This window comes from Permianibacter fluminis, assembly GCF_013179735.1.
Classification (GTDB): domain Bacteria; phylum Pseudomonadota; class Gammaproteobacteria; order Enterobacterales; family Permianibacteraceae; genus Permianibacter; species Permianibacter fluminis.
The window spans coordinates 3,011,384-3,037,235 of the sequence record NZ_JABMEG010000001.1 but is presented as its reverse complement, the minus strand read 5'-3'; the positions used below and the strand labels follow the sequence as shown (position 1 = coordinate 3,037,235).

Sequence of the window (25,852 nt, the reverse complement as noted above, 5' to 3'; positions counted from 1 at the left end):
CTTGCATTGAATGATGGGAGTCATGGTGATTGCTGGTTGTCTCAAGCCAGCTCTACTTCATCCCCCTCCTCCGGTATTTCGATGTTCCAACCAAAGCGTTCGCTGAGGTAGCGTTGCATACTGGCCGCCGCTGTCGGCTCGCCATGGGTCAGGAACAACCTTTTCGGTGGCGATGGCAGGGTGGCAAGCCAGTTACCCAATTCAACATAGTCCGCATGCCCTGACAAACCATCGAGCGTTTCCAGATGACAGTTCACTGTGACGTAGTCACCATAGACTTTCACCGTTCGCTCACCATTGAGCAGTGCGCGGCCACGGGTGCCTTCGGCTTGGTAGCCGGTGATGACCAAGGTGCTGCGATGATCGCCGCCGAACGCTTCCAGGTGATGCAGAATTCGACCTCCCGTCAGCATGCCGGCGCCGGCAACAATGATTTTTGGGTTGCGGTTTTGTGCCAGCTTGCGGGAGTCGTTTGCATCGCGCACGTAGGTCACACCACTGCACATGGCCTTGCATTCCGACTCGCTGAGTCGGTGCTCCGATTGATAACGGCACAGGATGTCACTGACGTCAATCGCCATCGGGCTGTCGAGATAGACAGGAGCGGCCGGAATGTCGCCAGACGCCCGTAATTCCGTCAAAAGGTGCAACAAGGTTTGGGCGCGGCCAACAGCAAAGGCTGGGACCATCAAGGTACCGCCGCGCAGCACTGTCTCCCTAACAATCTGGCCCAGTCGCTGTTTGGCATCGTCAGCCGCGTGTCGACGATCACCGTAGGTTGATTCCAACACCAAATAATCGGTTGCCGACAGGGGTTCTGGAGGTTGCATCAGTGGATCGTTACCTCGACCGACATCACCGCTGAACGTCAGGATCTCATCGCCGGCAGTGAGCCGAATGCAGGCCGCGCCAAGAATATGACCAACCGGACTGAATGCAATTTGTAACCCTCCTACGGTAAACGGCGTGTGGAATGGCTGTGGCTGCAACTGCTTGAGCACCGCTTCGGCTTCTTCTGAGGTGTACAACGGCTCCGCCGGCTTATGTTTGCTATAGCCGTGCCGATTGGCTCGCTCGGCATCTGCTTCCTGCAGTTTGGCACTATCCGGCAATAGGATAGCGACCAGATCGCGTGTGGCCGGCGTGCAATAAATTGGTCCACGAAAGCCTTCTCGCATCAAGCGCGGCAAATATCCCGAATGATCCAGGTGTGCGTGTGTCAGCACGACCGCATCAAGTGCCGACGGGTCAAACGGGAACGCCTGCCAGTTTTTTTGCCGCAGGGCTTTAAGTCCCTGAAACAGACCACAGTCAATCAGCAGCTTTGTGCCATCGTGTTGCACCACATACCGAGATCCGGTGACCGTGCCGGTGGCGCCGAGAAAGCGAATTTTCATAACAGCTCCTCACTCATGGTTTTGCATTGAGCCTCGACAGTGTGTCGAGACCTCTGAATTCACGGGCATGGCCCGGCCATAACCAATGACAAGATGTCGCCATCGCCCGACAGAATGGCGTGCTCGTCCGGTTGTAGCCACTCGTTGGTGTCCCTGTTCAGACAGCTCGCTACGGCCATCAGGACATGCAGCCATGTGCAGCGATTGGCAAAAAGCAAACCAGCGCTGTTGAGCGTGCCGCCCTGGTTGAGATAACCGAGACAACGCGTGCTTGACCCGGTATCGAGCGGGCGGAGTACTCCCAGCAAAGGTTCCGGCCTCGTATGACTGACGATGACCCGCGCTGACACCGGTGCTGAGAACAGCGGGCCGAGGCTCGCCGATTGATAGGCTGCTTCGCGAGCATCGCGGCCACCCCGAAAACGGCCCGGCTCCAATAGGTATATGACAGCGGCTTCAACGCCCACCGCCTCCAGTCGGCGAGCGGCCTTCAGGCATTCCTGCAGCTGCAACGCGCCAACAGCAATCAACTGAATACCTGCCTGCGATGGCCCTTTGACCAGAAGGGCGCCTTCGTCTATCAGTTGCATCGCTTGCTCGGCACTGAACAAGACCTGCAGCTCGCTTTTTGCCACGACCAGCGCATGCAGCTCGGCCCGACGTTGATAACAATCAACGAGACATGCCATGGCAGTGTTGGCATCGGCAGGAAACCGCACGATCGCGGTATCCGACATTTCGCCGAGCAGTGCTTCACACAATGTCGGATCTTGATGCGACTGCTCGTTCTTGCCGTTCTCCCAGGTATGAGAGGTCAGTAAAAACGGAATGCTGAGCCAAGCTGGCGTCCGTCCGACGTGTTTCTGATGGCGGGCAAACAGCAGTTCCTGACGCATGGCGCCCAGCATCTTGACGGCAAACGCTTCGTAACTGACGACCAGATTCAGTCCGCCTTTATTGGCTAGCGCCGCGCACGCAACGGCCTCCTCGTTGAGGGCCGTGATGATTTGGCCATCGATGGCTTCAGGTAACCCCGGTTCCGGAGAATAGACGCGATGTCGGCACTGCCATAGCGTGTTAGTCATGCGGTTGCTGGCCAGCTCATCGGGATTGCCGACCCGAACGCGATGGCTTGGGTTGGCCTTGACCAAATCGCAAAATATACCGTCCAGTGCCGCCATGGCCGAACCCACTGTGTCGCGCTCAAACCATGCGGGTGTTGTCGCATGTAACGGAGCGACATGTTGCCTGACCAAGGCGTGATCGCGTTCGCGAAGACGGCGCTGTGCGACGTGATTATCGAAACAACGTAAGATCTCGGGCCAATTCTTGGCTGGCACATGAAGCGCGGCCGCACCGGCGTTGAATTCAGCGCGCGCGTTGGCGTCTTGAGAGGGATTGCCAGCCAGTGGCAGGTTGTGCGCGCGATTGCTGCCAGCACCAGGAAAACCAAAACCTTTTGGTGCCTCCGCAATGGCATAGTGTAGTGGAACCGGATAATGGCCGTGGCCAGCGCGCAGCGCGTCGGCGCAAGCTGTCAAGCGCTCTTCCATTTCCCAGATCGCCCAGACAAACGCCGCCGGATCGGTACCATCAATGATGACGGGATCGAAACCATTCAATTTCAAGTGGCGAGCGAACCAGTGAGTGCCGCCTTGCTGCGCCATGGTTGAGCGCTGCTCAATGCGTCGGCCATTGGCAATCATGATCGGCACCACCATGCCGCTGTCTTCAGCACGCCACCAGCGGGGCGCCCAGTCGCTGCCGCGTTGTTCCTCGAAGGCGCCGTCACTGAGAAAAGCCACCAGACGCTCGCCCGGCAGCGGCATGTGCACATACTGCAGTTCGGCAAAACCCAGGTAGCCGCCTTCGCTGATGCCGCCAGCGGTGTGTGCGTTGACGTGACTACCGAGTGCGGACGCGGGGTGCCCATCAGTCGTGACCGCATAAGCGTAAAAGTCCTGTACCAGCCGGGTCAGCCCGCGTTCATCGACGCCGTAACGGGCCGCGTGTTCGGATGTCATGTTGCCGACCAGCACATTGCAGGCATCGATAGCCGCAACGCAGTGTCCCTGCCCCATCAACCAGCCGCGCGTCACACCGGTGAGAGCATTGCAGGCCAAATAGCCACAATAGGCGGGCACCATGTTCAGCGAGCCGCCAACATGGCCTTGCGGATCCGGTTTGAACTCACTTTCAACCAGCGCTGTGCCGTCAAGACGGACATGTTTGGCATAGGTCATATGCACGACCAGCCACATCGCCATCGAGACGAGCCGATCAGCGGCAGCAAGGGTGTCGAAAACAGTTCTACGACTCGGCACCATACCGCGCTGCTCTAGCTCGGTGGCAAAATCAAAGATGCGGACCTGCGTTTCATCTTGGTGAGAAATGACGCCGTAGCCGGCCGCCCATGCGGCGAACGCCGGGTCGTGTTCGCGGTAGTGACGGGCGCGGCTGCTGATGTAGTGTTGCTCATGCTGGTCCATGGGAAGAATCCTGTTCTGGTTGCAATTGCAGCACGTGTTCGACTAAGAGTTGTTCCTCGTCGGCTGCCATGGCAAAAGCGGCGACCTTACTGCCGGGGCGTGTGATGCAGCTGCGGTTGCCAACGGAGCGTTCTTCTACCCCATTCGCGATGGGATCAAAATCAACACCGAGCCATGTCATCGGCACCAGGATCCGTTCCCGGATGGCAGCACTATTGAGACCTATCCCGCCGCCAAACACGATGGCGTCGACACCGCCGAGTACGGCAGCGTAGGCCCCCAGATAGTGACGAACGCGGTAACAAAAGGACTCAATGGCAAAGGCCGCCTCGGCGCTGCCACTGGCCAACAGATTCCGCATATCCGCTGACAACCCCGACACCCCGAGTAGTCCCGATTGCTGGTTCAGTAAAGTGCTGACTTCTGCGATGGAGAGCTCAGTAAGCAGCTGCAGGATCACCCCGGGGTCAAGATCGCCGGGGCGGGTGCTCATCATCAACCCTGCCAGCGGCGTGAAACCCATTGAGGTATCGAGCGGCACACCGGCGCGCAGCGCTGCCGCCGAACAGCCACCGCCAAGCTGCAGCGTGATCACACGGCCAGCAGCCAGATCGGGGCTTGCGTCTTGCAGCGCTCGCCACAGCGCCTGATGTGCCAAGCCGTGAAAACCATACCGGCGCAACTGAAAACGTTCGGTGATCGCCCTTGGCAATGGCAACTGTTTCGCCACCGCAGGCAACTGATGAAAGAAACCGGTGTCCGGGACCAATGCTTGCTGCGCCGCAGGCCAACGCTGTTGGGTGTGGCCAAGCCACTGGCGCGCTTTGGGGTTGTGCAGTGGCGCCAGGGCATCCAGCGCATCAAGCTGTGCTTGTTGTTCGGGACGATACCAGCGCGGACCCGTCAGCCAGTCACCACCATGAACCAACCGATGCGCAACAATGTCAGGCGTCGGAAATTGTTCCAACACGGCGTTCACAGGTTGCTCGTTGTGTTGGTCATCAACATGCGCCCGCGCAATGACGCTGATTCGTCCAACATCGAGACGATAAGCCGCCAACCGAACACTTCGGCTGCCACTGTTCACAACCAGAATCGTGGTCACAGCAAACTGTCGCTGGCAGAGGGCAAAAGATTCTTTACGGCGTCGGCGAGTAGCGGTCCCAAATCTATTGCATTGGTGGCATGGGCGATGCTGTTGCAGGTCACTACTCGCTCGACGCCAGCCGCGAGCAGACGGGCCTGCGCATCGTCGGCAAAGATGCCGTGCACGGCCATGCACACGGGAGCGCGAAGTCCGGCGGTCTTGAGATGACCAATGGTTTCGATCAAGGTATGGCCGGTTGAGATAATGTCGTCCACCAGTACCGGAGTGTGAGCACGCCAGCGCTCCGTGTCGGGCACCGAAACGCTGACGTCGCGGTCACCGTGACGAGTCTTGTGCAACACCTGAAACGGCGCATCAGCCGCTGTCGCGACGGCGGCCACCCACTGCTCGCTTTCGCTGTCAGGACCAATCAGCAGCGGTCGGCTAACCGATTGTGCGATATAGGTCGCCAGTAGCGGCGCCGCATGCACTAGGTGGTGCGGGACGGAATAGATCTCGTTGAGCGCGTGATAGCGATGCAGGTGCGGATCGACCGTCACCAGCCAGTCAATGTGCTGGCTTAGATAGCGGGCAAACAACTGTGAACTGATCGCTTCGCCCGGGTGAAAGCGGGTGTCTTGCCGCATGTAGCCAAGATACGGGGCCACCAAACCCACCGACCGTGCGCCCAGCTCCCGCAACGTATCGGTCATAAAGAACAGTGGTAGTGCACGCTGATCGGGTTGCGACAAACTGCACAACACGATGACATCGCGGGCGCGGCAATCGCTCAGGACCCGAACATAGCTTTCACCATCTGGAAAATGCCGGACCAGGCAATCCCCACGCTCAACATGCAACAACGTTTGCAATCCTTGCTGCAGCTGGGTATTGCCATCCAATGTGAACAAAAGTGGTGTCGTCATGGCCGCTCCTCACTGATTTGAATGACATCGGTATGCTGACGGTAGTAATCGAGTGCGTAGGCGAGTTCGCCGCGGGTTTCGGCGTGGACCGTGAAAAGCGGCTGAGCTGGGGTGACCTGATCGCCAAGCCGAACGTGAAGGGTGATACCGGCCGCGGCGGCACCAGGAGCACCCGCCAGTTTGGCGATGCGGGCGAGAACCCGGTTGTCGATGCTGCACACGAGGCCAGCACGTTCCGACACGACGGGATACTGCTGTGGTGCTACCGGTGGTTGACGCAGTCCTCCCTGGGCGTCGCAAATCGCCAGGAATTTGTGCCAGGCGGCGCCAGAGTCGAGCGTAGCGCACGCCAATGCATAGCCCTGACCCGTTGGCGTTCCCGCTAGTTCCAGTAACTTTCCCGCCAGTTGCACTGCCCGCTCACGCAGATCCCGCGGCGCGTCGGCACGGCCCTGCAATACTGCCAAGATGTCGTGCGCTTCCAGTGCCGGACCGATACCACGACCGACCGGTTGTGTGCCGTCAGATAGATGGGTTTGTACTGTGAGTCCGACCCTGTCGCCCACGCTGTGCAACAGCGCGGCCAATTGTTGGGCCGCACTGGCATCACGCAGTTTGGCGGTGGGCCCCACCGGAATATCGATCAGCACATGGCTGGCGCCGGCTGCCACTTTCTTTGACAGCACGGACGCAACCAGTTGTGCTTCGCTGTCGATGTCGAGAACACGTTCGATCCGGATCAGAATGTCGTCCGCTGGACTCAAGCTGACGGCACCGCCCCAGACCACACAACCGCCCTCTCGTTCAACCACCGCGCGCATCTGCGCCAACGTCAGGTTGACGGGTGCAAGCACCTCCATCGTATCGGCGGTACCGGCCGGTGATGTGATCGCGCGCGAGGACGTTTTCGGGATCAGCAGCCCGTTTGCCGCGATGATCGCCACCACCAGCGGCGTGGTCCGGTTGCCCGGCAAACCGCCGACACAGTGCTTGTCGAGCACAACTGCGCTGCCCCACTCCAATCGCTGGCCTACCGTCACCATCGCCGAGGTCAGACCGCCTATTTCCGCGACGGTCATCGGTTTGCCAGCGCAGGCCGCGATGAATGCCGTCAAATGGACGTCGCTGTAGCGCCCCGCAACAATGTCGACCAGAATCGCTTGATAGGCAGCTTCATCAAGCGCTTGGCCGTGCAACTTGGCTCGAACTGAACCGAGAGAGGTCAGCGGTGCAGGATGTGACACATGGACAAAATCGCCGTCCTCAGCCTTCAGCAATTTCCAGGCGGCTTCCGACAATCCCACCGCTCCATGCGGCAAGCCATCGCCTTCAACGATGTCCAGATCCGCGATGATTTCCAGCTGTCCGTTTCGCAGTGCAATACGCGACAAAGCGTTGAAGCCTTCCGAACGGCACACATGACAATCGCGAGACATGAAGGCAATAGCCTGCTGGTGGGTGTCTATACCCATTCGACGGACCCGCAATTGGTTGCTGTTGTCATGCTCCATGACGACCGTCCTTGTTTTTCGATTCGCAACAGGATCTCGCATCAGAACCGCTAGCCTTCGCCGACTGCACGCTCGCCGCCTCTGTGGTGTCCGGCGTCAGCGAAACGCCCAGTCGCGTAACGATCTGCCGCAAGGCGGCGACATCGAATCGCTCATTGACATGCAGGTGAATCCGGTTGTCACCCAAGGCCAAGGTCACTTCGTGGACACCGGCGAGCACTTCAACCTCAGCCAGCACCTTGCTGACATTGCCGCGTTCAACTCCAGTGAGCGTCAAGGTCCGGTGCGCCAACGCGGCGCTGCTGTCGGGGTAAGCAGAACGATTCATCACATTCTCCTGGGTTCGAAAATCAACATGAAAGCGAGCTCACATATACCGCCGACGGAACTGCCACAGCGACAAGGTGAAAAGACTTCCGCCTAGCGCGAGCAAGGCAATGGTCTGCGGCCAAAGCTCGCGCCATCCGGCGCCTTTCAAGAAAATGGCTAACAGCATGTCCATGTAGTAGCGCAAAGGACTCAGCAGTGACAGATGCTGCAGCGCAGTCGGCATCGACTCGATCGGCGTTACCGTGCCGGACAAGAACAGAATGGGGAACAGGCCAAAAAACGACAGCAGCAGTGATTGTTGCAAGGTTTGACTGTAGACGCCGATGCAGACGCCCAGCGCGATGGCACTGACCAGAAAGACCGCACTTTCCACCAGCAAGAAAATGAAGCTGCCACGCATCGGCACATCGAAAAGGAGGGTCGCGACAAACACGGTGGGAAAGATCGCCAGTAGGCACATCACCAACGGCGGCAGCGTTTTGGCCAGAAACAATTGCCACGCATGAATGGGGGTGACCAGCAACTGCTCGATAGTCCCCTGCTCCTTCTCCCGTACCAAGGACGCCGCAGGCAGCGCAACGCCGACCATCATCCCCGCCAAGGCAATCATCGACAGTGCCATGAACAGGGTGCTGGACTGTTCCGGGTTGTACCAAACCCGGACCCGCGGTTCGAGTCGCCGGTCACGGATCAGCACATTGGTTTCAGCCCGCACGTAGCCACTGTTGCGGGCGAATCGGGCATTGATGCGGTGGACATATGCACGGACATTGGCGGCCACATTGGCATTGCTGCCATCGAGCAACACCTGATATGACACCGATTCATCTCGCAGCAATGACCGGTGAAACCCGCGCGGCAAAACCAGTACTATTTGCACCCGCCCCTGATCGAGCCAGGCCTCCGCCGTCGTCTCCTGGGCAGGCATGCCGACCAAGGTAAACGCGTCGGTAGCCGTGTAGTGCTGGATCAAAGCGCGTGACGCAGGGCTGCCGTCATGATCGATGATCGCCAGCGGCGACTGCTTGACATCAAAGGTTAATGCCAACGGGCACAGTATGATTTCGGCGGTGTACAGCCAAAGCACCACAAACATCATGATTTTGTCCCGAAAAAACTGGGCGAACTCTTTTTTCAGCAAACCAACCAGTACGGTAGCGGTCGCCATCACGCTACCTTTTTCTTCAGCAGCCGCGCGGCCAGCAAAAATATCACCACGGTATAAATTGCCAGCCATAGTACATTGAACCAGAGCACCTCGACCCCTACTCCCTTGAGCACAACACCACGAGAGAAATCGATGAAGTAGCTGGTGGGGAATATTCGTGCATACATCTGGATCAGCATCGGCATGCTGAACACAGGAAACAGGAAGCCTGAAAACAGAAAAGATGGCATCAGCGCAATAATGAGTGCGATGAGCATCGCGGCGACTTGAGTTTTGGCAAGTGTGGAAACCAGCAGGCCGATGCCTACAGTAATCAGCACATACAGCACTGCAACGGCGAGGAGCTCCAACGGATTGCCAACAAACGGAACATCAAACCAGGCGTAGCCGAGACCAACGACCAGCGCCATCTCCAGCGATGCGACGATGGCATACGGCACCAACTTGCCAAGCATGAACTCGTAGGTGGTCAAAGGTGAGGCATAGATCTGCTGAATAGTGCCGCTCTCTCGTTCGCGGGCAATGGCGAGCGCCGTCAAAAGCGGCGGGAATGCCATCAGAATCACGCCATACAATCCAGGAATGATGTAGTTGACACTCTTCATCGATGGGTTGTACCAAACCCGCACGACAGGTTCGATGCGCGCAGGCTGAGCCACATAATTCGTGACAATGGTCTCCGCGTAGCCAGCGGCCAGCAGCGAGGTTGCGGCATAGCTGCCATCGACCAATATTGGGATCGGTGCGGTTTCGCTGCGTGCCAGACGTCGCTGGGTTCCGGGTGGGATAACAAGCACAAGACTCAAGGTGCCACGCCGTAGCCGCTCCTCAGCAGCAGCGGGGCTTGGCAGATCTTCAATCAACCGGAAATAGTGGCTGGCGGTGAATCGATCAATCAGATCTCGGCTCATTGCTGTGCGGTCGTTATCCAGCACGCCGAGTTTGATGTCTTCAACATCCAAATTGACGGCGTAACCGAACAAGAACAGCATGACAAGCGGCATCAGGAAACAGAGCCACATCGTAACGGGATCGCGTACCAGCTCACGACTTTCTTTGGCGATGACCGCGCGAATGCGCTGCGTCTTCATGCCGCATCTCGATTGGCATTTTCGGCGGCTATGCCGGCGATAAAGAGCTCTTCTACCGAGCTGTCGGCTGCCAAGCCAAACCGCTGACATAGCTGCGGCAGCGTGCCATCAGCAAAGAGGTGGCCGTTGTGCATCAGACAGATGCGATGGCAATACTCTGCCTCCGCCAGATAGTGCGTCGTGACGACGATTGTGACTCCCGTTGCGGCCAGCTGCTGAATCACCGACCAGAAGCGATAGCGTGATTGCGGGTCCACCCCGGACGTGGGCTCATCGAGAAAGAGCACTGCGGGACGATGCAACAGACTACAGGCGAGCGCCAGCCGTTGGCGGGTGGCCCCTGACATGTCGCGAACAAAGTGATCATCGGTCACCAGCTCCGTCACTGCACATGCCCAGGCAATTGCGGCGGTTGCTGCCCGTCGGTCCATGCCATAAGCGCTGGCAAAGAAGTCCAGATTTTCCTGCGCCGTGAGATCCGGATAGAGCGAAAAATGCTGGGACATGTAGCCAATATGGGCGCGTAGCGCCCGTCGCTCAGTCCGGACATCAAATCCGGCGACGGTGGCATGGCCCGAGCTCGGTTTTTGCAGCCCACACAGGGAACGGATCAACGTGGTCTTGCCGGCTCCGTTGGGGCCGAGAAAGGCGACAATTTTCCCCGGCTCAATGCTCACTGACGCCGCATCCACTGCCGTAAAAGCGCCGAACCGGATGGTCAGCGCTACCACGGATATGCCTTTTAAGGCATGGCGAGTGGAGTGCGCTGGTCCCATGCCGCCTGTTGCAATATTCGGCTGGTTGCCTCCGGTCAAATCGACAAATACATCTTCTAAACTGGGTTCCAGCAGCACGGCGTTGGGCAGCGCGGTTACCGGCCGCTCTCGCAGTACGACGTGATGTCGGTCGACCAATTGCTTGTGGCTGCGCCAATTGTCGAGCGGCAACGGCGATGGCTGCGCCAAAGGCCACTCGTACACGCGACCATTGCATCGAGCTTTGAGCGCAGCCGGTGTGTCCGTGCCGACCGTTCGGCCCTCTGCCAATAGCAGTACGTGATCGCAGGCATCGGCTTCATCAAGGTACGAGGTGGCCACCACAATGCTGACACCACTACTGCGATAGCCCATCAATATACGCCACAGGTCCCGTCGGGACAGCGGATCCACGCCCAAGCCAGGTTCGTCCAGGATCAGAAGTTGAGGCTCGTGAATAAGATTGCAACACAGCGAAAGTTTTTTGCGCATGCCGCCGGAAAGTGCGCCCGCGCGCCGCGCCGTGAACCGACTCAGTCCCGCCATGTCGAGCAGTTGCACCGCGCGCTGTTGCCAGAGGGAGTCCGGAAGTCCGCGAATACCGGCGGAAAACGCGATGTTTTCCAGCACCGTCAACTGATCGTAGAGGGTAAATCCCTGCGACATGTAGCCAACACTGGCTGCAACACGCTCTGCACTGCGATTCAGATCATGACCGAGCACCGTGCCCTGCCCAGTGCTCGGACTCAGGATGCCGGCGAGAATTTGCATCAAGGTAGTCTTGCCTGCACCATCCGGACCCACGACGGCGAGAATCTCTCCAGCCCGAACCGCTACGTGGACATCCGAGAGAACCGTGATATCCCCGTAGCGCTTGCCGATGCCACTTAGCTGTATGCGGTTCGCTTCCATGACTTATTCGCCCGGCGTGATCAGCGTTGCCGGCCAGGGCAACGCGTCTTGCCAGCGGATCCAGGCATCGGCAGGCATTCCCGGTTTGAGTCGCCCATCCGGATTGTTCAATGCCAATGTCACGCCATAGACGGTCCGTGCCCGCTCATCTGGCAGGTGAATATCACGCGGCGTAAATTGTGCCTGTGGATCAATGCGAGCCAGCGTGGCTTCAAGATACTGGTCCGGAAATGCATTCACGCGCAAGCGAGCATTGTTGCCCAATCTTAGGAAGCCGAGATCGCGCTCACTGACAAAGATACGCAGCTCAAGTCGATCCATGTCCACCAAAACCGCGACCGGTTGACCGGGTTGCACGTACTCGCCGGGTTCCACCGCCTTGATCAATACGGTGCCGCGTCTCGGCGCACGAATTTCGACTTTCTGGCGCTGATCAATGGCAAGGGCTTCCTGGGCCGTTGCAGCCGCCAGTTTGGCGTTCGCGCTGTCGACAGTTGCACGGAGATGAGCTACATGGCCACGGGCTTCGCTTACCGCATTACTGGCTTGATCGAGTTGCTGGGCGGTAGCCAATTCTCGCGTTTTCAATTCATTCAGGCGAGTTTGCTCGCGCTCTGCGTTTTCCAGATGGTGCTGCCAATTTTTCAGTTGCGGGAGCAAAGCCGCCAGTTCATCAGCCGCTGCACGACGCACAGCCTGCGCGCTACGCCACGATTCGGTCGTCGCCACAACATCCAGTGTTGCCAGCACTGAGCCGGCTTCGACCAGCTGGCCCTCCATCATGGTGCTGTCCACCACCCGACCAGGGATCTCCGCGGCGACCCGAATCTCAATCCCCTCGACATGTCCATTACCGTAGACAAAGCCATCAGGCACTTGTTCGGTTTGCAGCAGGCGAAAGCCGCCGTACGACGCAGCGGCCAATGCCAACAAGCTCACCAACGCAATTACCCAAGATTTACGCATCTCAATTGTCCCCAGCCGCGCTGGCGCGACTTACTCTTCCACACAGTTGCAGCGCTCAATATCGCTATCGCGGTTCACTATTTCCGCGGTTCGGTACCGGCACCAGCGGAGTGGTCGTGATGGTCATGGCGGTCGGTAGTGGATCGATCCTCTCGCGGCCCGGAGGCATCATCCCGGTTGCGGTCCGGGTCGCCATGTCCTCCATGTCCACCATGTCCGCCGTGCATGAAATGCATCAGCGGACACGCCAGCAAAAGCAAGTAAGGCAAATAACCGAACACGTGGGCGCGATGTTCACTGAGCAGGAAGAAGGCTGCGATGGCGATGAAGCCAAGCCAGATCAGTTGATTGCGACGCATGGGGTTGCTCCTTCAGCGGGTGGGGTGCAGATGCGGCCATTCGACCCTAACGGCATCGACGCGATCAGGGCGTTGGATGGAAAGATGAATGCAACTTGGAGTGTCCTTGTCGAGCTGAAAACAATTCCCATACGTGAAAACGCTTGCCATCGGCATCGGAAGCCATGCTCTGCTTTCGGTACCGGAAAATTCACTCCACTTGCCAGCATGTTCGGTCTCATGGCAGATCACCTCGATGCACATGCCGTCTAGGCTCCCTGCCCCCTTGCCGTTGCTTAGGTTCATCGTGAGCGAGCCAGAGATGAAGGCCAAGAGCCGCCAGCAGCATCGTTGTGGCAATCACAACACCGGTAACAGTCAACCCAAAATGGGCCAGCACTGCCAGTGCGGCGAGCACGTATAGAAGGTAAATGCCTGCCAGAACACCCCATTTCATGCTGCAATCCTCTCTTGATGTCGCCATTTGCTTGCCTGTTTATGCGAGACTCAGAGTAAGCGAGCCCGGCGCAATCGCAACGCGTTGAGGACCACCGACACCGAACTTAAACTCATCGCCAAGGCAGCAATGATTGGCGACAGCAAAATGCCGAACCAGGGGTACAGCAAGCCGGCTGCAATCGGTACGCCAAGCGCGTTGTACAACAGAGCGAACACTAGGTTCTGGCGCATGTTGCGCACCGTTGTTCGCGAGATCGATTGCGCGCGCGCTATGCCACGCAGATCGCCTTTCACCAGCGTCACTTGAGCGCTGGTCATGGCGACATCGGTGCCGGTACCCATGGCGATACCGACATCGGCGGCGGCCAATGCCGGCGCGTCGTTGATGCCGTCACCCGCCATTGCGACCGTGCGGCCTTTGCGTTTCAGTTCCTGCACCAGCTCGGCCTTGTCGGCCGGTTTGACTTCGCCATAGACGGCGTCGATCCCGAGCCGCTTGGCCACGGCGTTGGCGGTCGTCAGGCCATCGCCGGTTGCCATGACCACTTCAATATTGGCATCATGCAACGCGGCCAATGCTTCCGGCGTTGAGTCCTTGACTGGATCGGCGACTGCAATCAGTCCGCCGAGCGTGCCATCGATGGCGACGAACATCACGCTAGCGCCGGTGTCGCGCAATGCTTCTGCTTCGCGCTGGAGCGCGCCAGCATCGACGCCGATATCGGTCAACATGCGGGTATTACCTAGCACGAGATCGTGGCCCTCGACCCGGCCGCGCACACCGATGCCAGTACTTGACTCAAAACTCTCCGCTTTTGCAAGACCGAGATTGCGCCGCTTCGCTTCCGCGACGATCGCTTCGGCGAGCGGATGCTCGCTGCCCTGCTCCAGACTCGCTGATAAACGCAGCAGAACCGCTTCGTCGACGCCGGCAGCAGTGACGATGCGATCAAAGCTTGGCTTGCCAACGGTCAGCGTGCCGGTCTTATCGACAATCACGGTGTTGACATGGCGCAGCCGTTCGATCGCTTCGGCGTCGCGAAACAGGATGCCGAGCGTTGCGGCACGTCCGGTTGCGACCATGATCGACATCGGCGTCGCCAGACCCAGTGCGCAGGGACAAGCGATGATCAGCACAGCCACCGCGTTGACGATGCCGTACACCCAAGCAGGTTCCGGCCCGAAGAATCCCCAGACCAGCAACGTCAGCAGCGCCGTCGCGAACACCGCGAGCACAAACCAGTAGGAGACCTGATCAGCCAACCGTTGCATCGGCGCCCGTGAGCGCTGCGCCAGCGCAACCATCTGGACGATTTGCGACAACATGGTTTCTGAGCCGACTTTTTCGGCGCGAATCACTAGGCTGCCGCTACCGTTCAGGGTGGCACCAATCACCCGCTGTCCGACGTCTTTGAATACCGGAATCGGCTCGCCGGTGATCATCGATTCATCGACGCTTGATTTGCCTTCGAGCACCGCACCATCGACTGGTACTTTTTCGCCGGGCCGCACCCGCAAGCGATCGCCGACATGGACATGGCCGAGTGGTATATCTTCTTCGGTACCATTGTCGCTGATGCGGCGTGCCAGTTTCGGTTGCAAGCCGAGCAGCGCCTTGATCGCAGCTGAGGTCTTCGAACGCGCCCGCAGCTCCAGCACTTGCCCGAGCAAGGTCAGCGAAACGATGACGGCGGCCGCTTCAAAATAAATCCCGACCCGGCCCTCAACCAGAAATGTGTCGGGGAATAGTTGAGGCATCAGCATGGCCAGTATGCTGTAAAGAAATGCCGCGGCAACTCCGACACCAATCAGCGTCCACATATTGGGGCTACGGTGAACAATCGACTGATAGCCTCGCGAGAAGAATGGCCAGCCGGACCATAGAATAACCGGCACCGACAGTAGGAACTGGCTCCAGCGCGACAACGTATGGTACTGGCCGTCCGCAATCTGATGGTCAAGCAGGGCCAGCAATACCACGATTACAGTCAATGGCAACGTGTACCAAAACCGGCGGGTGAAGTCTTCCAGTTCCGGATTGTGTTCATCTTCCAGGCTTAGCAGAATCGGTTCCATCGCCATGCCGCAAATCGGGCAGTGACCAGGCGCATCCCGAATGATTTCTGGATGCATTGGGCAGGACCATTGCCTGGCGAGCAGCGGTGCAGGTGGCTTGTTTTCAGTGATTTGGCTGGCGTTGGACACGGCTATTGGGTCACCAGCTGGCGTATGGGCATGATGGCCCTGCGCTATCTGTGTAACAGTGCCCGCCTGAATGACAGTAGCTTTCAGTGTGGCGTGACCGGTCTGATGATCATGCTCTGATTGCATCGAACGAGCGTTGCCGGTGTTGCTATGATAACGCTGTGGATCTGCCATAAACCTGTCATGGCAACGGCTCGAACAGAACCAGTAACGTTGGCCATCGTGATCCATGACAATCGCTGTCGCTGGATCCACTTTCATGCCACAAACGGGATCGATTGTTTCGCTCATTATGTTTCCTTATCGTGTCCGTAAGGGGTGTCAACGCGGCCCGTCACCCCTTCGATGGCGATCTGTTCCACGATTTGATGTGTGGGATAAAGCGCGGAGTATTGGCTACATAATTTCGATAGACATCCCCAAACTGTTGTTCCATCTCACGTTCTTCCGCCAGTGCCAAGCGCCAATACACCACCAGCAAGATAGGGAACATAATCAGGGTGACCAAGGTTGGCCACTGAAGTAAAAAGCCAAACATGATCACCACAAACCCGACGTACTGCGGGTGACGAATGCGAGCATAGAGGCCGGTGCGGGCCAGCTGCCCGGTTTGCTGTGCCTGGTACAGCACATCCCACGCCTTGGCGAGCAGGTAGAAACCAACGACAATCAGCACATTACTGACAATATGAAACGGGCCAAAATGCGGATTGGTGCGCCACCCAAATATCACTTCCAGAAGGTGCCCGGCGTCGTGCGACATGAAGTCGATACCGGGGAATTGGCTTCCAAGCCAACCCGACAGCAAGTAAATGGTCAGTGGAAAGCCATACATCTCGGTAAACAGCGCAACCAGGAATGCACTGAATGCGCCGAAGGAGCGCCAATCTCGCTTGCTCTTCGGTTTGTAAAAACTAAAAGCAAAGATTATGAAGATCAGCGAGTTGATAATGACCAACGACCAAAGTCCGTATGCCGATGAAGTGTGTTCCATTGCCCTCTCCCTCGCGTTCCTGCAGTTAACCCTACGTTACTCCGTTGCCGACGCATTCGGCTGACCATGATCAAGCGATGGGCCGCCAATTCGCCATGCTTTCTTGAAAAAACGCAAAGTGCGACTGTCATCAAATTGCCTTGCATTGTTACGTCCACTCTTCTATGAGATGACAGACCATGTCCCCAGTTGGCGCCCTGTCTGGCTTCGCACGCCAACCGATGACAGCACGCAGCATTCGGCTGCGCAGGGCGCTGAGTTCCTCAAAGCGATGTTCCGTCTCCTGCAGTCGCTGTTCGAACAGATCACGCACCACGGGGCAGGCGGCTTGGCCTTTGTCCGCTTCCGCCAAGATCTGACCAACATCGTCGACGGAAAAACCCAGGGCCCTGGCTGCCAGGACGAAGCGCAACCGGTGCATGTCTTCCTCACGATAGTCCTTGTAACCATTGCCGTGGCTACGCCTCGGCTTCAACAGGCCGATCCGCGTGTAGTAGCGAACAGTGTCATCGGTGACGCCGAGCGCCTTTGCCAGCTCACGCACACGCATCGTTGCCGCCTCCGAAAGTGCCCACTGGTCGAAGCCCTGACTCCGTGGTCTGCACACTTAAGTCATTGCACACAGAGCGCCGAGCTTAGACCTGGGTCTTGGACACAGGTCAAGGCGTATTCGGCGCGACTTAACCGCTTCATTTCAGTTCGGCCAGATACTGAACCAAGGTATCTAGGTCTGTATCGCTCAACGGGAACCTCGGCATCGCGGAGGTTGGATTGCTCGCCTGCGGATTCAGAATCTTTTCGCGGACGAAAGCTGCTCCCTTTCGCTGCACGACGCCGTCCAGCGACGGTCCTAGGGAGCCACCAGCTCCGCTCATCACGTGACATGCTTGGCAGGCATATTGCGCTGCGATGGTTTGCCCCCCCTCGGCAGAGCCTGATGTAGTTGCGGCTGGCGGGGACTGATCGGGTCGGTCGGTGCGGCTCTGCAGTTGTGCAAAGAATGCGAGTACTGCCTCCGTTTCCGTTCCGGTTAGGTGTGCGCGTTCCCGCATATGCGGCAAAATCACCGACCACTCATTGCGATCAAACTCTTGCGCCGGCCGTGCGTTATGGCAACGACCACAATTGTCGTTGACCACTTGCGCGCCAAGCGTCACATCACCATTGGCCGCTGAAGTAAAGGAAGCCAGAAAGCCAGTCAATAATAGAATTTTTCTTAACATGTTCGTCTCCATTCTCAGAAGCCAAAGCTCAGCTGCGCAACCAGACGACTGTCGTCTTCACCTTCGGTCACCTCGGTTTCCTCATACGCCAGCTTGATCACGCTACGGGCATCAAGCCAGTAGTTGAGCCCATAGGCCCATCGTGTCGATGCCTCGACCGGCGTGACCTCGGAACGCTCGATAACTGCTTCCAATGCGCCGAGACTCGGCAGCCACTCGCCCAGCTTGATCGTGGCCTGCAAGTACCAGCCCTCTCTGGCAATGGCGTCTTCTTCAAGCGCCATTCCGCCGCCCGCTTCGCTTTCCATGAGCACATCAGTTTCCGTGCGAATGTATTCGCCCCGCAGCAGATAGTGAGACCCTATCCAGTTAAGATCGACCCCGCGAGCGGTGAACGCGAGCGACTCGTCCTCGTCATAGGCCGCCTGATACCAGGACGCGCCGATCTCCAATTGCGGCAGCCATGCATAGGCCACTCGACCACCGACGGCTTTATCCCGGTTGCTGTCCTGGCTGCGGGGTTCGAATTCGAGCTCCGGCATCTCGCTTTCTTCCGGTTCTCCCATGTCATCGTCTGGCGCATCCTCCACCCAAGGCCCATTGGTTACAAACACATCGAACAGCAGTTTCTGGCCGCTACCGGTTGATACGGTCTTTTGCACGGCGATACCGGTATCCGACAAAACCGGCAGTAACGGCACCATGGCGCCTGCTCCTGCACCGTGAGTGCCGTAGATACCCGGGTTGAACGGCATCCGGTTGATCCAGCTGGGATGAAACTGCGAGCTGAACCGGCCGAACGGCAGCAGGAATTTTCCGGCTGTGATGGTGGTTGTGTCGGACAGAAAATAATGCAGGTTGGCATACTCCAACTCCTGCTCTGTTTCGCCGTCTTCGCCGGCGGCAATCTCCAACTCCGCCTCGACATGCATCCTGTCGCTCAGTCGAAACAGAAAGATCGGGACAAATCGGGCAGAAAACGTGCTGACGTCGGCCACGTCCTCCTGCATATACCGGACATCACCATAGCCAACGAGGGCAAATCGATCATCACCGACCGGTCTGTCATCGGCAGCCTTGACAGCCGCGGTCACGCACACACTCAATAGGGAAAACGCGAGCAATCGACCCATCACAAGTCTCCTTCAGTGGACGATTCATTGGCAGACAATTTGAGTTGTCGTTGTTTGATCAGGGTGTAGAGCACGGGGATCACGACCAGTGTCAACACCGTCGATGAGATCATCCCGCCCACCATCGGTGCGGCAATCCGTCGCATCACTTCCGAGCCGGTCCCGCTGCCCCACATGATTGGCAACAATCCCGCCATGATGGCAACAACCGTCATCATTTTCGGACGAACCCGTTCGACCGCACCTTCCATTACGGCTGCGCGCAAATCGGCGCGCGAAAGCGGCACCCCTTCGCGTTCTCGACGCTCGCGTACGGCTGAGAGGGCGTGGTCGAGGTAAATCAACATCACAACACCGGTCTCGGCCGCAACGCCCGCCAACGCAATGAATCCGACCGCAACTGCAACACTGAGGTTGTAATTCAGCCACCACATCAGCCACACCCCGCCAATGAGGGCAAAGGGGACCGATAACATGACAATGAGTGTTTCAGTCATTCGACGGAAGTTGAGATAGAGCAGCAGGAAGATCAGCAATAACGTAACCGGCACAACGATCATCAGCTTGGCCTTGGCGCGCTCCATGTATTCGAACTGGCCACTCCAGGTGGCGTAATAACCGGCAGGGAACTGAACTTGCTCGGAGACCGCCTTTTGGGCGTCTTTGACATAGCTGCCAATGTCCCGATCTCGGATATCGACGAAGACATAGGCGGACAACAGCGCATTTTCAGTACGTATGCCCGGCGGCCCAAGTTCAAGTTTGAGTGTTGCCAACTGGCCTAACGGGATCATCGCGCCATCCATTGTCGGAACCAGCACATGCTGGCCGATGGCTTCCGGATCATTGCGCAACTCGCGTGGGTACCGGACGCTGACCGAAAACCGCTCCCTGCCTTCGACCGTTGTCGTTACCATTTCACCACCGAGTGCACTCGCGATCACATCTTGCACTTCACCAACGGTCATGCCGTAGCGTGCCAGGGCATTTCTGTCTGGCTCGATCGTCAGGTAATAACCTCCGGTAATTCGTTCGGCATAGGCGCTCGTGGTCCCGGGGACCGTTTTGACCGCCGCCTCAATGGCCTTGGCGATACGCTCCATTTCACCGAGCTCTTTGCCAAATACCTTGATACCGATGGGCGTACGGATGCCGGTGGAGAGCATGTCGATCCTAGCTTTGATCGGCATGGTCCACGCATTGCTGATGCCCGGAAACTGCAGCGCTTGGTCCATCTCCGCGACCAATTTTTCCATCGTCATACCCTCGCGCCATTCGTTCTCTGGCTTCAGGTTGATGACCGTCTCGAACATCTCAAGCGGCGCGGGATCAGTAGCCGTCATGGCCCGTCCGGCCTTGCCAAAAACCGAGTCCACCTCCGGGAATCCGCGGATGATGCGGTCCTGTTGCTGGAGGATCTCTGCTGCCTTCGTGACAGAGAGCCCCGGCAGGGTTGCAGGCATGTACAACAACGTGCCCTCGTTCAGCGTCGGCATGAATTCGCTGCCAAGTCGGCTGGCCGGAAACGCCGACAGCAACATCACGGCGATCGCGACCGCAATGGTTGTCCTCTTGAACCGTAGCACCGCATCAATCACCGGTCGGTACAGCCAAATCAGGAAGCGGTTAACAGGGTTTTTCTTCTCCGGCAGGATGCGGCCGCGAATGAACAGGAACATCAAGACCGGCACCACCGTAATGGAGAGCAAGGCGGCCGCGGCCATCGCGAAGGTCTTGGTGTACGCCAGCGGTTGAAACAGGCGTCCTTCTTGCGCTTCCAAGGTAAAGACAGGCAAGAAGGAAACGGTGATGATCAGAAGGCTGAAGAACAGAGCGGGCCCCACTTCACGGCAAGCTCGGATCATCAGATCAACGCGCGAAGAACTGCCGTCATCGTGCTCAAGGTGCTTGTGGGCGTTTTCGATCATGACGATGGCGGCATCGACCATAGCGCCAATGGCAATGGCTATCCCGCCCAGACTCATGATGTTGGAGTTTATTCCGAGCCAGCGCATGGTAATGAACGCCATCAATACACCGAGTGGCAACATCAGGATGGCGACAAGTGCACTGCGCACATGCAACAGGAACACCGCGCAGACGAGTGCGACGATTACACTCTCTTCAATCAAGGTTCCGGTGAGGTTGGCAATGGCGCGATGGATCAGATCGGAGCGGTCGTACACCGTTTCAATCTTGACGCCCTCCGGAAGGCCAGATTCAATCTCGCCAGCTCTGGCCTTGACCGAATGGATGACGTCGAGCGCGTTCTGACCGTAGCGCGCCATGGCGATGCCAGCGACGACCTCTCCTTCGCCATTGAGTTCCGTCACCCCGCGTCGCTCATCGGGTCCCAGCTCAATGCGCGCCACATCACGAAGCAGGACCGGTGTACCGCGCTCTGCCTTTATAACGATCGTTTCCAGATCCGAAATGCCGCGTAAATAGCCCTTACCACGAACCATGTATTCGCGTTCTGACAGCTCCACCACCCGACCGCCGACATCCTGGTTGCTGCGCCGAATCGCAGCCATAACCGTTTCAAGCGAAATGTTGTAGGCCTGCAGCCGATGTGGATCGACGGTCACCTGATACTGTTTGACAAAGCCGCCGACGCTAGCGACTTCGGCGACACCATGGGCTTTGGTCAACTGGTAGCGAACAAACCAGTCTTGCAGGGCTCGTAGTTGCCCCAGATCGTGACGGTCACTGGTCAGCGCGTATTGGTAGACCCAACCCACCCCGGTAGCGTCAGGACCCAGTACCGGAGAAACGCCGCGGGGGAGCCGATCCGATACCGAGTTCAAATACTCAAGCACACGCGAGCGAGCCCAGTAGATATCGGTACCGTCTTCAAAAATGACATAGACGAACGACGATCCGAAGAACGAAAACCCACGCACCACTTTCGATTGCGGCACGGCCAGCATGGCGGTTGTCAATGGATAAGTGACTTGGTCCTCGACAACTTGCGGTGCCTGGCCTGGATACTCGGTGTAGACAATCACCTGAACATCGGAGAGATCCGGCAGGGCATCCAGTGGTGTTTTCCAAAGCGCATAGATGCCACCTGCCAATACGGCGACAGAAAACAAAATGATCAGAAATAGGTTTCGCAGCGACCACGTGATGACACGCTCCAACATGATCAGTGCCCCTCGTGAGCCGCTTCTGGCGCGGATACAGGCGCCTCCGCTGGGGTGGTATGTTTGGTGTGCTCAGCTTTCGATGCCTCCGTTGCTGGTGAGGCTCCGTGGCCGGCATGACCGAAACTGCCAATGGCCGCTTTCAGATTGCTCTCCGCATCGATCAGGAAGTTGGCACTGACGACAACCTGCTCTGCTTCGGCCAGCCCCGAAAGAATTTCGATGTAGCCGTCGCCACGACGACCTGCCTGCACAGGACGAGGCTCAAATATGCCATCGCCGACCTGCACCAGAACCAGTTGCTGTTTGCCACTGTCCATCAGCGCTGAATCCGACACACTCAACACCGGCACCGCATCCTCGGTCGGTTGGACATTGACATGTCCGTACATGCCTGGCAGCAGGCGACGCTCAGGGTTTGGCAGCTCGATCCGCACCCGGGCCGTGCGTGTTTCATCCGCCAGCACGGGATAAATAAAGGTGATACGGCCGTTGAACGATTCGCCAGGAAATGCAGCGACCGATAACGTAACCGGCTGCCCCAGCTGTAGCGCCGACAGATCCTGCTCATAGACATTGGCAATCAGCCATACTGTCTTCAGTTCAGCAAGCCGATACAGTGCGTCGCCTGGCATAAAGCGCATGCCTTGCGTGACCATTTTCTCGAGGATGACGCCATTGATAGGAGACCGGAATGAAACGCTACGCTGCGGCTTTCGTGTTCGCTCAAGCGCCTGAATGTCTGCTTCAGTCAGTTGCCAGTTGAGCAACCGCAATCTGGCTGTTCGAAGCAACTCGCTGGCCATCTCACCCGAGAGCGATTGCCGTGCTTCCAACGCCAACAAATACTCTTGTTGCGCGGCCACCAGTTCAGGACTGTACACGTCGAAAAGTGGCTGGCCGCGGCCAATCTGTCGTCCGGTTTCGTTGGCGTGCAATGTTTCGACCCAGCCTTCAAACCGTGGCGCGATCGTGGTTAGCGTCCGTTCGTCCGCCTCAATGGTTCCGACAGCGCGCACCGGCCGCTGAATTTGTCGTCGTTGTACTGACTCAAGCTTGACACCAAGCTTCTGTACCTTTTCCGGGCTGATCCGAACCAATTTGCCCGCAGCCTCCTCCCCCTCATAGACTGGTAGGTAATCCATTCCCATACTGTCTGTTTTGGGTACAGGCGATGTGTCAGACAGCCCCATGGGGTTGCGATAGTAAAGAATTTTTCGTGTTGCATCGCTCTCCGCAAACACCGGCAAATAGTCCATTCCCATGCTGTCCTTTTTGGGCACTGGCGACGTGTCCGGAAGGCCCATCGGGTGCCGGTAATAAAGTGGTTTACGTTCAGTTGGCGTACCGGCCGTGTTGTCTGCTTTCGTACTTGTCCAGTGGCCGATCACTAACCCCAGTGCGAGCAGCAGCGCTCCACCGGCTATGAGTGCAGCTCTGTTCATGGTTGCATCCCCGTTAATTGTTCAAACTGTGCTGCGGCGCGCTGCTGTTTCACAGCGGCAGCTAGACCAAGCAATCGCGCCTGCCGGATCTGCCTTTCCGCTTCAATCAGGGTGTCGAAATCCACTTTTCCGGATTGGTAGCCTGCCGATGCTGAGCGGAAACTCAGTTCACTTTCCGGCAACAACTGCTGCACATAAATCTGTTCTTGTTTCCAGGCGGCCCGGTAGTCTGCTAGCACTTGTGTGGCGGTGCTGAGCAGCTTCCTCAGCTCAGCATCGCGCCTCGACTTGGCGGTCAGCAGCATGGCGGAAGCTTCCGCCTCCATTCCACTTCGCGTGCCGAAAATCGGCACACTGAAACCAAACATGAGCTGCCACGATTCAAACTTGTCGTCGACTTGTACCGGAGTAATCCCGACTGTCAAATCCGGATACCATTCCCGTTCGGCGAGCTCCCGAGCGGCTTGCCGGCCCTGAATGTTGGCGTTGGCTGCGACCATCGTCGGTGTTTGGCCCCCTTGTTGTCGCTGCAGCTCCAGATATGCGTGCTCAAAACCCGCCAGCGATGGCAATGCTGTGACCGGCGGCAGTGTGGTTTCAGGCGGTTGCCCAACTAAACTGTTGATCGTGGCTTGTGCGCGAGCGGCCTCGCCACGCAGCATTTCCTGTTCCGCCAGTAGAATGCTCTGCTCTGCCTTGGCTTTGATTACATCCTGCTGTGCAGCCAGCCCATTGGCATACCTCGCCTGAGCATTGCGCTCCATTTCACGCAGAAGCACGAGCACTTCGTCGTTGATGATCTGGCCACGCTGGGCGACATATAGCTCTGCATAAGCCATCCGAAGCATCGCGCGCAGTTCCGCCAGAGTTTGCGTGGCACCTGCGGTTCGAATCGCAACTTCTGCGGTCGCTACATCACCTTTCAAACCACGCTTACCCCACAGCGGAAACATTTGCTCCCACGTGTACAGGGTGCTCCCAGTCTGTCCCGGCAGCAGTCGGGGATTGTCTCGATCTATATCCATCAACTCGATGCGGATCATCGGGTCCGGCAATGCGGTTGCCACATTCACGGCGGCCTTGGCGGCATCAATTTCATGCCGCATTGCCTCGTATTCAGGGTGTTCAGCGGTCAGCCGTCGGAGCAGCGTGGTATAGTCCAATGACTCATCGGTCGCGGCCGCCATGGTGGCTATCGCGCATAGCACGCCTGCCTTAAGCCCTCTGCAGAACGGTATTGTTTTTACGAACCGCATGTCTGTCAGTCCTCTTCCGCTTGATGCGCGGAGTTTTGCCGGGCAGGCACGTTCGCTGCCCGGCCTTTTCGTCAATGTTTGTGTGGGCAATTTTTCATCATCATTTCGTGGTCCTTCATCATTTGAGTCAGCATCTCATCCATCAGTGCCTGATGCTCCTTGATCCACTTTGTGTGCTCTTCCATCGACATCGACTCCGCAGGCTTCATCATTCGCATATCGTTCAGGATGGTTTGGACCATCTTCGAGTGCTCATTAAGCATCGCGGCCTGAGCCGCTCCTTCAGCTTTCTCTGCAGCATCAAGTTTTTTCCTCGCCTCGGCCTGTTGCTGACGGATTCGCTTGAATGTTTCTTCCGGCACGGCGGCACTCGCAGTGAATGCAACAGTGGCTAGAATGATTGCAGCGAGTTTCATGGCAGATGTTTTCATTGCGGCATTTCCTCTTCTGGTGATGATGAATCAGGCGACTTCATGGAGTTCGCCCTGGTCGCGGACAGATCGAGCTGCACCGGTCCGGTTTCTTGATGGGGTGACTTGTCTATCAGTGCCGGATCGGGGTACTCAAACGGCACAGGCACTTCGCCCGCGTTGACCAGCAGGTAAACCGGCAGCGGCTTGTTTCCACGTGGCCCCATGCCGGGCGAATGCAGCGGCATTGCTGGCACGCTTATGCCGCGGACCGTCGGTTGACTCGCCAGCAAGTGTTCGATTGCCTCAATCGGCACGTGACCTTCGACGACATACTTTTGAAAAATGGAGGTGTGACAGGACTGCTGGTGTGCCGGCACACCGAGTGCCTCACGCTTGCTCGAAAGCTGAGAGGGAGCCAAGTCCACGACATGCGTGGTGTAGCCGTTCCTTTCCAGATAGCGCACATACGTGGCGCAGCAGGGGCACGTTGGCGTTTTGTACACGAGCACAGATTTGTCCCGGGCTGACGGGTCTTCAGCCACTGAACAACCAAGCAGCAAGAATGCTGCCGCGAACACAAGGGATTTGCTCATGAACCACCTTCCTGA

General features: G+C 57.8%; 22 protein-coding genes. All 22 read right to left on the bottom strand.

Annotated elements, in window-relative coordinates; all coding sequences use genetic code 11:
- Positions 1-41: 41 nt before the first annotated feature.
- The 22 genes from HPT27_RS13165 to HPT27_RS13060 all read right to left on the bottom strand — a co-directional run bounded on the left by HPT27_RS13165 (position 42) and on the right by HPT27_RS13060 (position 25,837).
- Complete coding sequence (locus tag HPT27_RS13165; protein ID WP_172244222.1) at positions 42-1,397, bottom strand: MBL fold metallo-hydrolase RNA specificity domain-containing protein; 1,356 nt, start codon at positions 1,395-1,397, stop codon at positions 42-44.
- Between the two features lie 59 nt (positions 1,398-1,456).
- The gene (locus HPT27_RS13160; protein ID WP_172244220.1) at positions 1,457-3,886 is read right to left on the bottom strand and encodes a phosphoketolase family protein; all 2,430 of its coding nucleotides are present in this window, start codon (positions 3,884-3,886) and stop codon (positions 1,457-1,459) included.
- Positions 3,873-4,865, bottom strand: a complete 993-nt coding sequence (locus HPT27_RS13155) for an acetate/propionate family kinase (RefSeq protein ID WP_172244218.1) — start codon at positions 4,863-4,865, stop codon at positions 3,873-3,875. Before HPT27_RS13155 ends, HPT27_RS13160 begins: the two co-directional genes overlap by 14 nt.
- Before the next feature lie 122 nt (positions 4,866-4,987).
- The gene (locus tag HPT27_RS13150) at positions 4,988-5,899 is read right to left on the bottom strand and encodes a ribose-phosphate pyrophosphokinase (protein WP_172244216.1); all 912 of its coding nucleotides are present in this window, start codon (positions 5,897-5,899) and stop codon (positions 4,988-4,990) included.
- On the bottom strand, positions 5,896-7,410 hold the full coding sequence (locus HPT27_RS13145) for a thymidine phosphorylase family protein (RefSeq protein WP_172244214.1): 1,515 nt from the start codon (positions 7,408-7,410) through the stop codon (positions 5,896-5,898). Before HPT27_RS13145 ends, HPT27_RS13150 begins: the two co-directional genes overlap by 4 nt.
- Complete coding sequence (locus tag HPT27_RS13140; RefSeq protein WP_172244212.1) at positions 7,400-7,738, bottom strand: hypothetical protein; 339 nt, start codon at positions 7,736-7,738, stop codon at positions 7,400-7,402. The genes HPT27_RS13145 and HPT27_RS13140 overlap by 11 nt, the downstream gene beginning before the upstream one ends.
- Positions 7,739-7,777: 39 nt before the next feature.
- On the bottom strand, positions 7,778-8,977 hold the full coding sequence (locus HPT27_RS13135; RefSeq protein WP_211197960.1) for an ABC transporter permease: 1,200 nt from the start codon (positions 8,975-8,977) through the stop codon (positions 7,778-7,780).
- Positions 8,908-9,999, bottom strand: coding sequence for an ABC transporter permease (locus HPT27_RS13130; RefSeq protein ID WP_172244209.1), 1,092 nt, complete (start codon positions 9,997-9,999; stop codon positions 8,908-8,910). Before HPT27_RS13130 ends, HPT27_RS13135 begins: the two co-directional genes overlap by 70 nt.
- Complete coding sequence (locus HPT27_RS13125) at positions 9,996-11,666, bottom strand: ATP-binding cassette domain-containing protein (protein WP_172244206.1); 1,671 nt, start codon at positions 11,664-11,666, stop codon at positions 9,996-9,998. The genes HPT27_RS13130 and HPT27_RS13125 overlap by 4 nt, the downstream gene beginning before the upstream one ends.
- Positions 11,667-11,669: 3 nt before the next feature.
- On the bottom strand, positions 11,670-12,632 hold the full coding sequence (locus HPT27_RS13120; protein WP_172244203.1) for an HlyD family secretion protein: 963 nt from the start codon (positions 12,630-12,632) through the stop codon (positions 11,670-11,672).
- A gap of 77 nt (positions 12,633-12,709) precedes the next feature.
- A complete protein-coding gene (locus tag HPT27_RS13115) occupies positions 12,710-12,991 on the bottom strand; it encodes a DUF2933 domain-containing protein (protein WP_172244200.1) in 282 nt (93 codons plus the stop codon).
- 217 nt (positions 12,992-13,208) lie between these two features.
- Entirely contained in the window at positions 13,209-13,427 is a 219-nt protein-coding gene (locus tag HPT27_RS13110) for a hypothetical protein (protein WP_172244197.1), read from the bottom strand.
- Positions 13,428-13,477: 50 nt separating this feature from the next.
- Positions 13,478-15,925: a heavy metal translocating P-type ATPase gene (locus HPT27_RS13105; RefSeq protein WP_172244194.1), complete on the bottom strand. Its 2,448-nt coding sequence runs from the start codon at positions 15,923-15,925 to the stop codon at positions 13,478-13,480.
- Between the two features lie 43 nt (positions 15,926-15,968).
- Entirely contained in the window at positions 15,969-16,628 is a 660-nt protein-coding gene (locus tag HPT27_RS13100) for a methyltransferase family protein (protein WP_172244191.1), read from the bottom strand.
- A 148-nt stretch (positions 16,629-16,776) separates the two neighbouring features.
- Positions 16,777-17,178: a MerR family transcriptional regulator gene (locus HPT27_RS13095; RefSeq protein ID WP_172244188.1), complete on the bottom strand. Its 402-nt coding sequence runs from the start codon at positions 17,176-17,178 to the stop codon at positions 16,777-16,779.
- Between the two features lie 139 nt (positions 17,179-17,317).
- Entirely contained in the window at positions 17,318-17,851 is a 534-nt protein-coding gene (locus HPT27_RS13090) for a c-type cytochrome (protein ID WP_172244185.1), read from the bottom strand.
- Positions 17,852-17,865: 14 nt separating this feature from the next.
- Entirely contained in the window at positions 17,866-18,984 is a 1,119-nt protein-coding gene (locus HPT27_RS13085) for a porin (protein WP_172244182.1), read from the bottom strand.
- Entirely contained in the window at positions 18,984-22,130 is a 3,147-nt protein-coding gene (locus HPT27_RS13080) for an efflux RND transporter permease subunit (protein ID WP_172244179.1), read from the bottom strand. Before HPT27_RS13080 ends, HPT27_RS13085 begins: the two co-directional genes overlap by 1 nt.
- 2 nt (positions 22,131-22,132) lie before the next feature.
- Positions 22,133-23,575, bottom strand: a complete 1,443-nt coding sequence (locus tag HPT27_RS13075; protein WP_172244176.1) for an efflux RND transporter periplasmic adaptor subunit — start codon at positions 23,573-23,575, stop codon at positions 22,133-22,135.
- Entirely contained in the window at positions 23,572-24,762 is a 1,191-nt protein-coding gene (locus HPT27_RS13070; RefSeq protein ID WP_172244173.1) for a TolC family protein, read from the bottom strand. Before HPT27_RS13070 ends, HPT27_RS13075 begins: the two co-directional genes overlap by 4 nt.
- A 140-nt stretch (positions 24,763-24,902) precedes the next feature.
- On the bottom strand, positions 24,903-25,262 hold the full coding sequence (locus HPT27_RS13065) for a hypothetical protein (protein ID WP_172244170.1): 360 nt from the start codon (positions 25,260-25,262) through the stop codon (positions 24,903-24,905).
- Complete coding sequence (locus HPT27_RS13060; protein WP_172244167.1) at positions 25,259-25,837, bottom strand: DUF411 domain-containing protein; 579 nt, start codon at positions 25,835-25,837, stop codon at positions 25,259-25,261. Before HPT27_RS13060 ends, HPT27_RS13065 begins: the two co-directional genes overlap by 4 nt.
- Positions 25,838-25,852: the final 15 nt, after the last annotated feature.

What these genes read in the sequence shown, in the direction of transcription:
- HPT27_RS13165 (WP_172244222.1), bottom strand. Translation starts at nt 1,397, where the DNA reads ATGAAAATTCGCTTTCTCGGCGCCACCGGCACGGTCACCGGATCTCGG.
- HPT27_RS13160 (WP_172244220.1), bottom strand. Translation starts at nt 3,886, where the DNA reads ATGGACCAGCATGAGCAACACTACATCAGCAGCCGCGCCCGTCACTAC.
- HPT27_RS13150 (WP_172244216.1), bottom strand. Translation starts at nt 5,899, where the DNA reads ATGACGACACCACTTTTGTTCACATTGGATGGCAATACCCAGCTGCAG.
- HPT27_RS13145 (WP_172244214.1), bottom strand. Translation starts at nt 7,410, where the DNA reads ATGGAGCATGACAACAGCAACCAATTGCGGGTCCGTCGAATGGGTATA.
- HPT27_RS13140 (WP_172244212.1), bottom strand. Translation starts at nt 7,738, where the DNA reads ATGAATCGTTCTGCTTACCCCGACAGCAGCGCCGCGTTGGCGCACCGG.
- HPT27_RS13135 (WP_211197960.1), bottom strand. Translation starts at nt 8,977, where the DNA reads ATGGCTGGCAATTTATACCGTGGTGATATTTTTGCTGGCCGCGCGGCT.
- HPT27_RS13130 (WP_172244209.1), bottom strand. Translation starts at nt 9,999, where the DNA reads ATGAAGACGCAGCGCATTCGCGCGGTCATCGCCAAAGAAAGTCGTGAG.
- HPT27_RS13125 (WP_172244206.1), bottom strand. Translation starts at nt 11,666, where the DNA reads ATGGAAGCGAACCGCATACAGCTAAGTGGCATCGGCAAGCGCTACGGG.
- HPT27_RS13120 (WP_172244203.1), bottom strand. Translation starts at nt 12,632, where the DNA reads ATGCGTAAATCTTGGGTAATTGCGTTGGTGAGCTTGTTGGCATTGGCC.
- HPT27_RS13115 (WP_172244200.1), bottom strand. Translation starts at nt 12,991, where the DNA reads ATGCGTCGCAATCAACTGATCTGGCTTGGCTTCATCGCCATCGCAGCC.
- HPT27_RS13110 (WP_172244197.1), bottom strand. Translation starts at nt 13,427, where the DNA reads ATGAAATGGGGTGTTCTGGCAGGCATTTACCTTCTATACGTGCTCGCC.
- HPT27_RS13105 (WP_172244194.1), bottom strand. Translation starts at nt 15,925, where the DNA reads ATGAGCGAAACAATCGATCCCGTTTGTGGCATGAAAGTGGATCCAGCG.
- HPT27_RS13100 (WP_172244191.1), bottom strand. Translation starts at nt 16,628, where the DNA reads ATGGAACACACTTCATCGGCATACGGACTTTGGTCGTTGGTCATTATC.
- HPT27_RS13095 (WP_172244188.1), bottom strand. Translation starts at nt 17,178, where the DNA reads ATGCGTGTGCGTGAGCTGGCAAAGGCGCTCGGCGTCACCGATGACACT.
- HPT27_RS13090 (WP_172244185.1), bottom strand. Translation starts at nt 17,851, where the DNA reads ATGTTAAGAAAAATTCTATTATTGACTGGCTTTCTGGCTTCCTTTACT.
- HPT27_RS13085 (WP_172244182.1), bottom strand. Translation starts at nt 18,984, where the DNA reads ATGGGTCGATTGCTCGCGTTTTCCCTATTGAGTGTGTGCGTGACCGCG.
- HPT27_RS13080 (WP_172244179.1), bottom strand. Translation starts at nt 22,130, where the DNA reads ATGTTGGAGCGTGTCATCACGTGGTCGCTGCGAAACCTATTTCTGATC.
- HPT27_RS13075 (WP_172244176.1), bottom strand. Translation starts at nt 23,575, where the DNA reads ATGAACAGAGCTGCACTCATAGCCGGTGGAGCGCTGCTGCTCGCACTG.
- HPT27_RS13070 (WP_172244173.1), bottom strand. Translation starts at nt 24,762, where the DNA reads ATGGCGGCCGCGACCGATGAGTCATTGGACTATACCACGCTGCTCCGA.
- HPT27_RS13065 (WP_172244170.1), bottom strand. Translation starts at nt 25,262, where the DNA reads ATGAAAACATCTGCCATGAAACTCGCTGCAATCATTCTAGCCACTGTT.
- HPT27_RS13060 (WP_172244167.1), bottom strand. Translation starts at nt 25,837, where the DNA reads ATGAGCAAATCCCTTGTGTTCGCGGCAGCATTCTTGCTGCTTGGTTGT.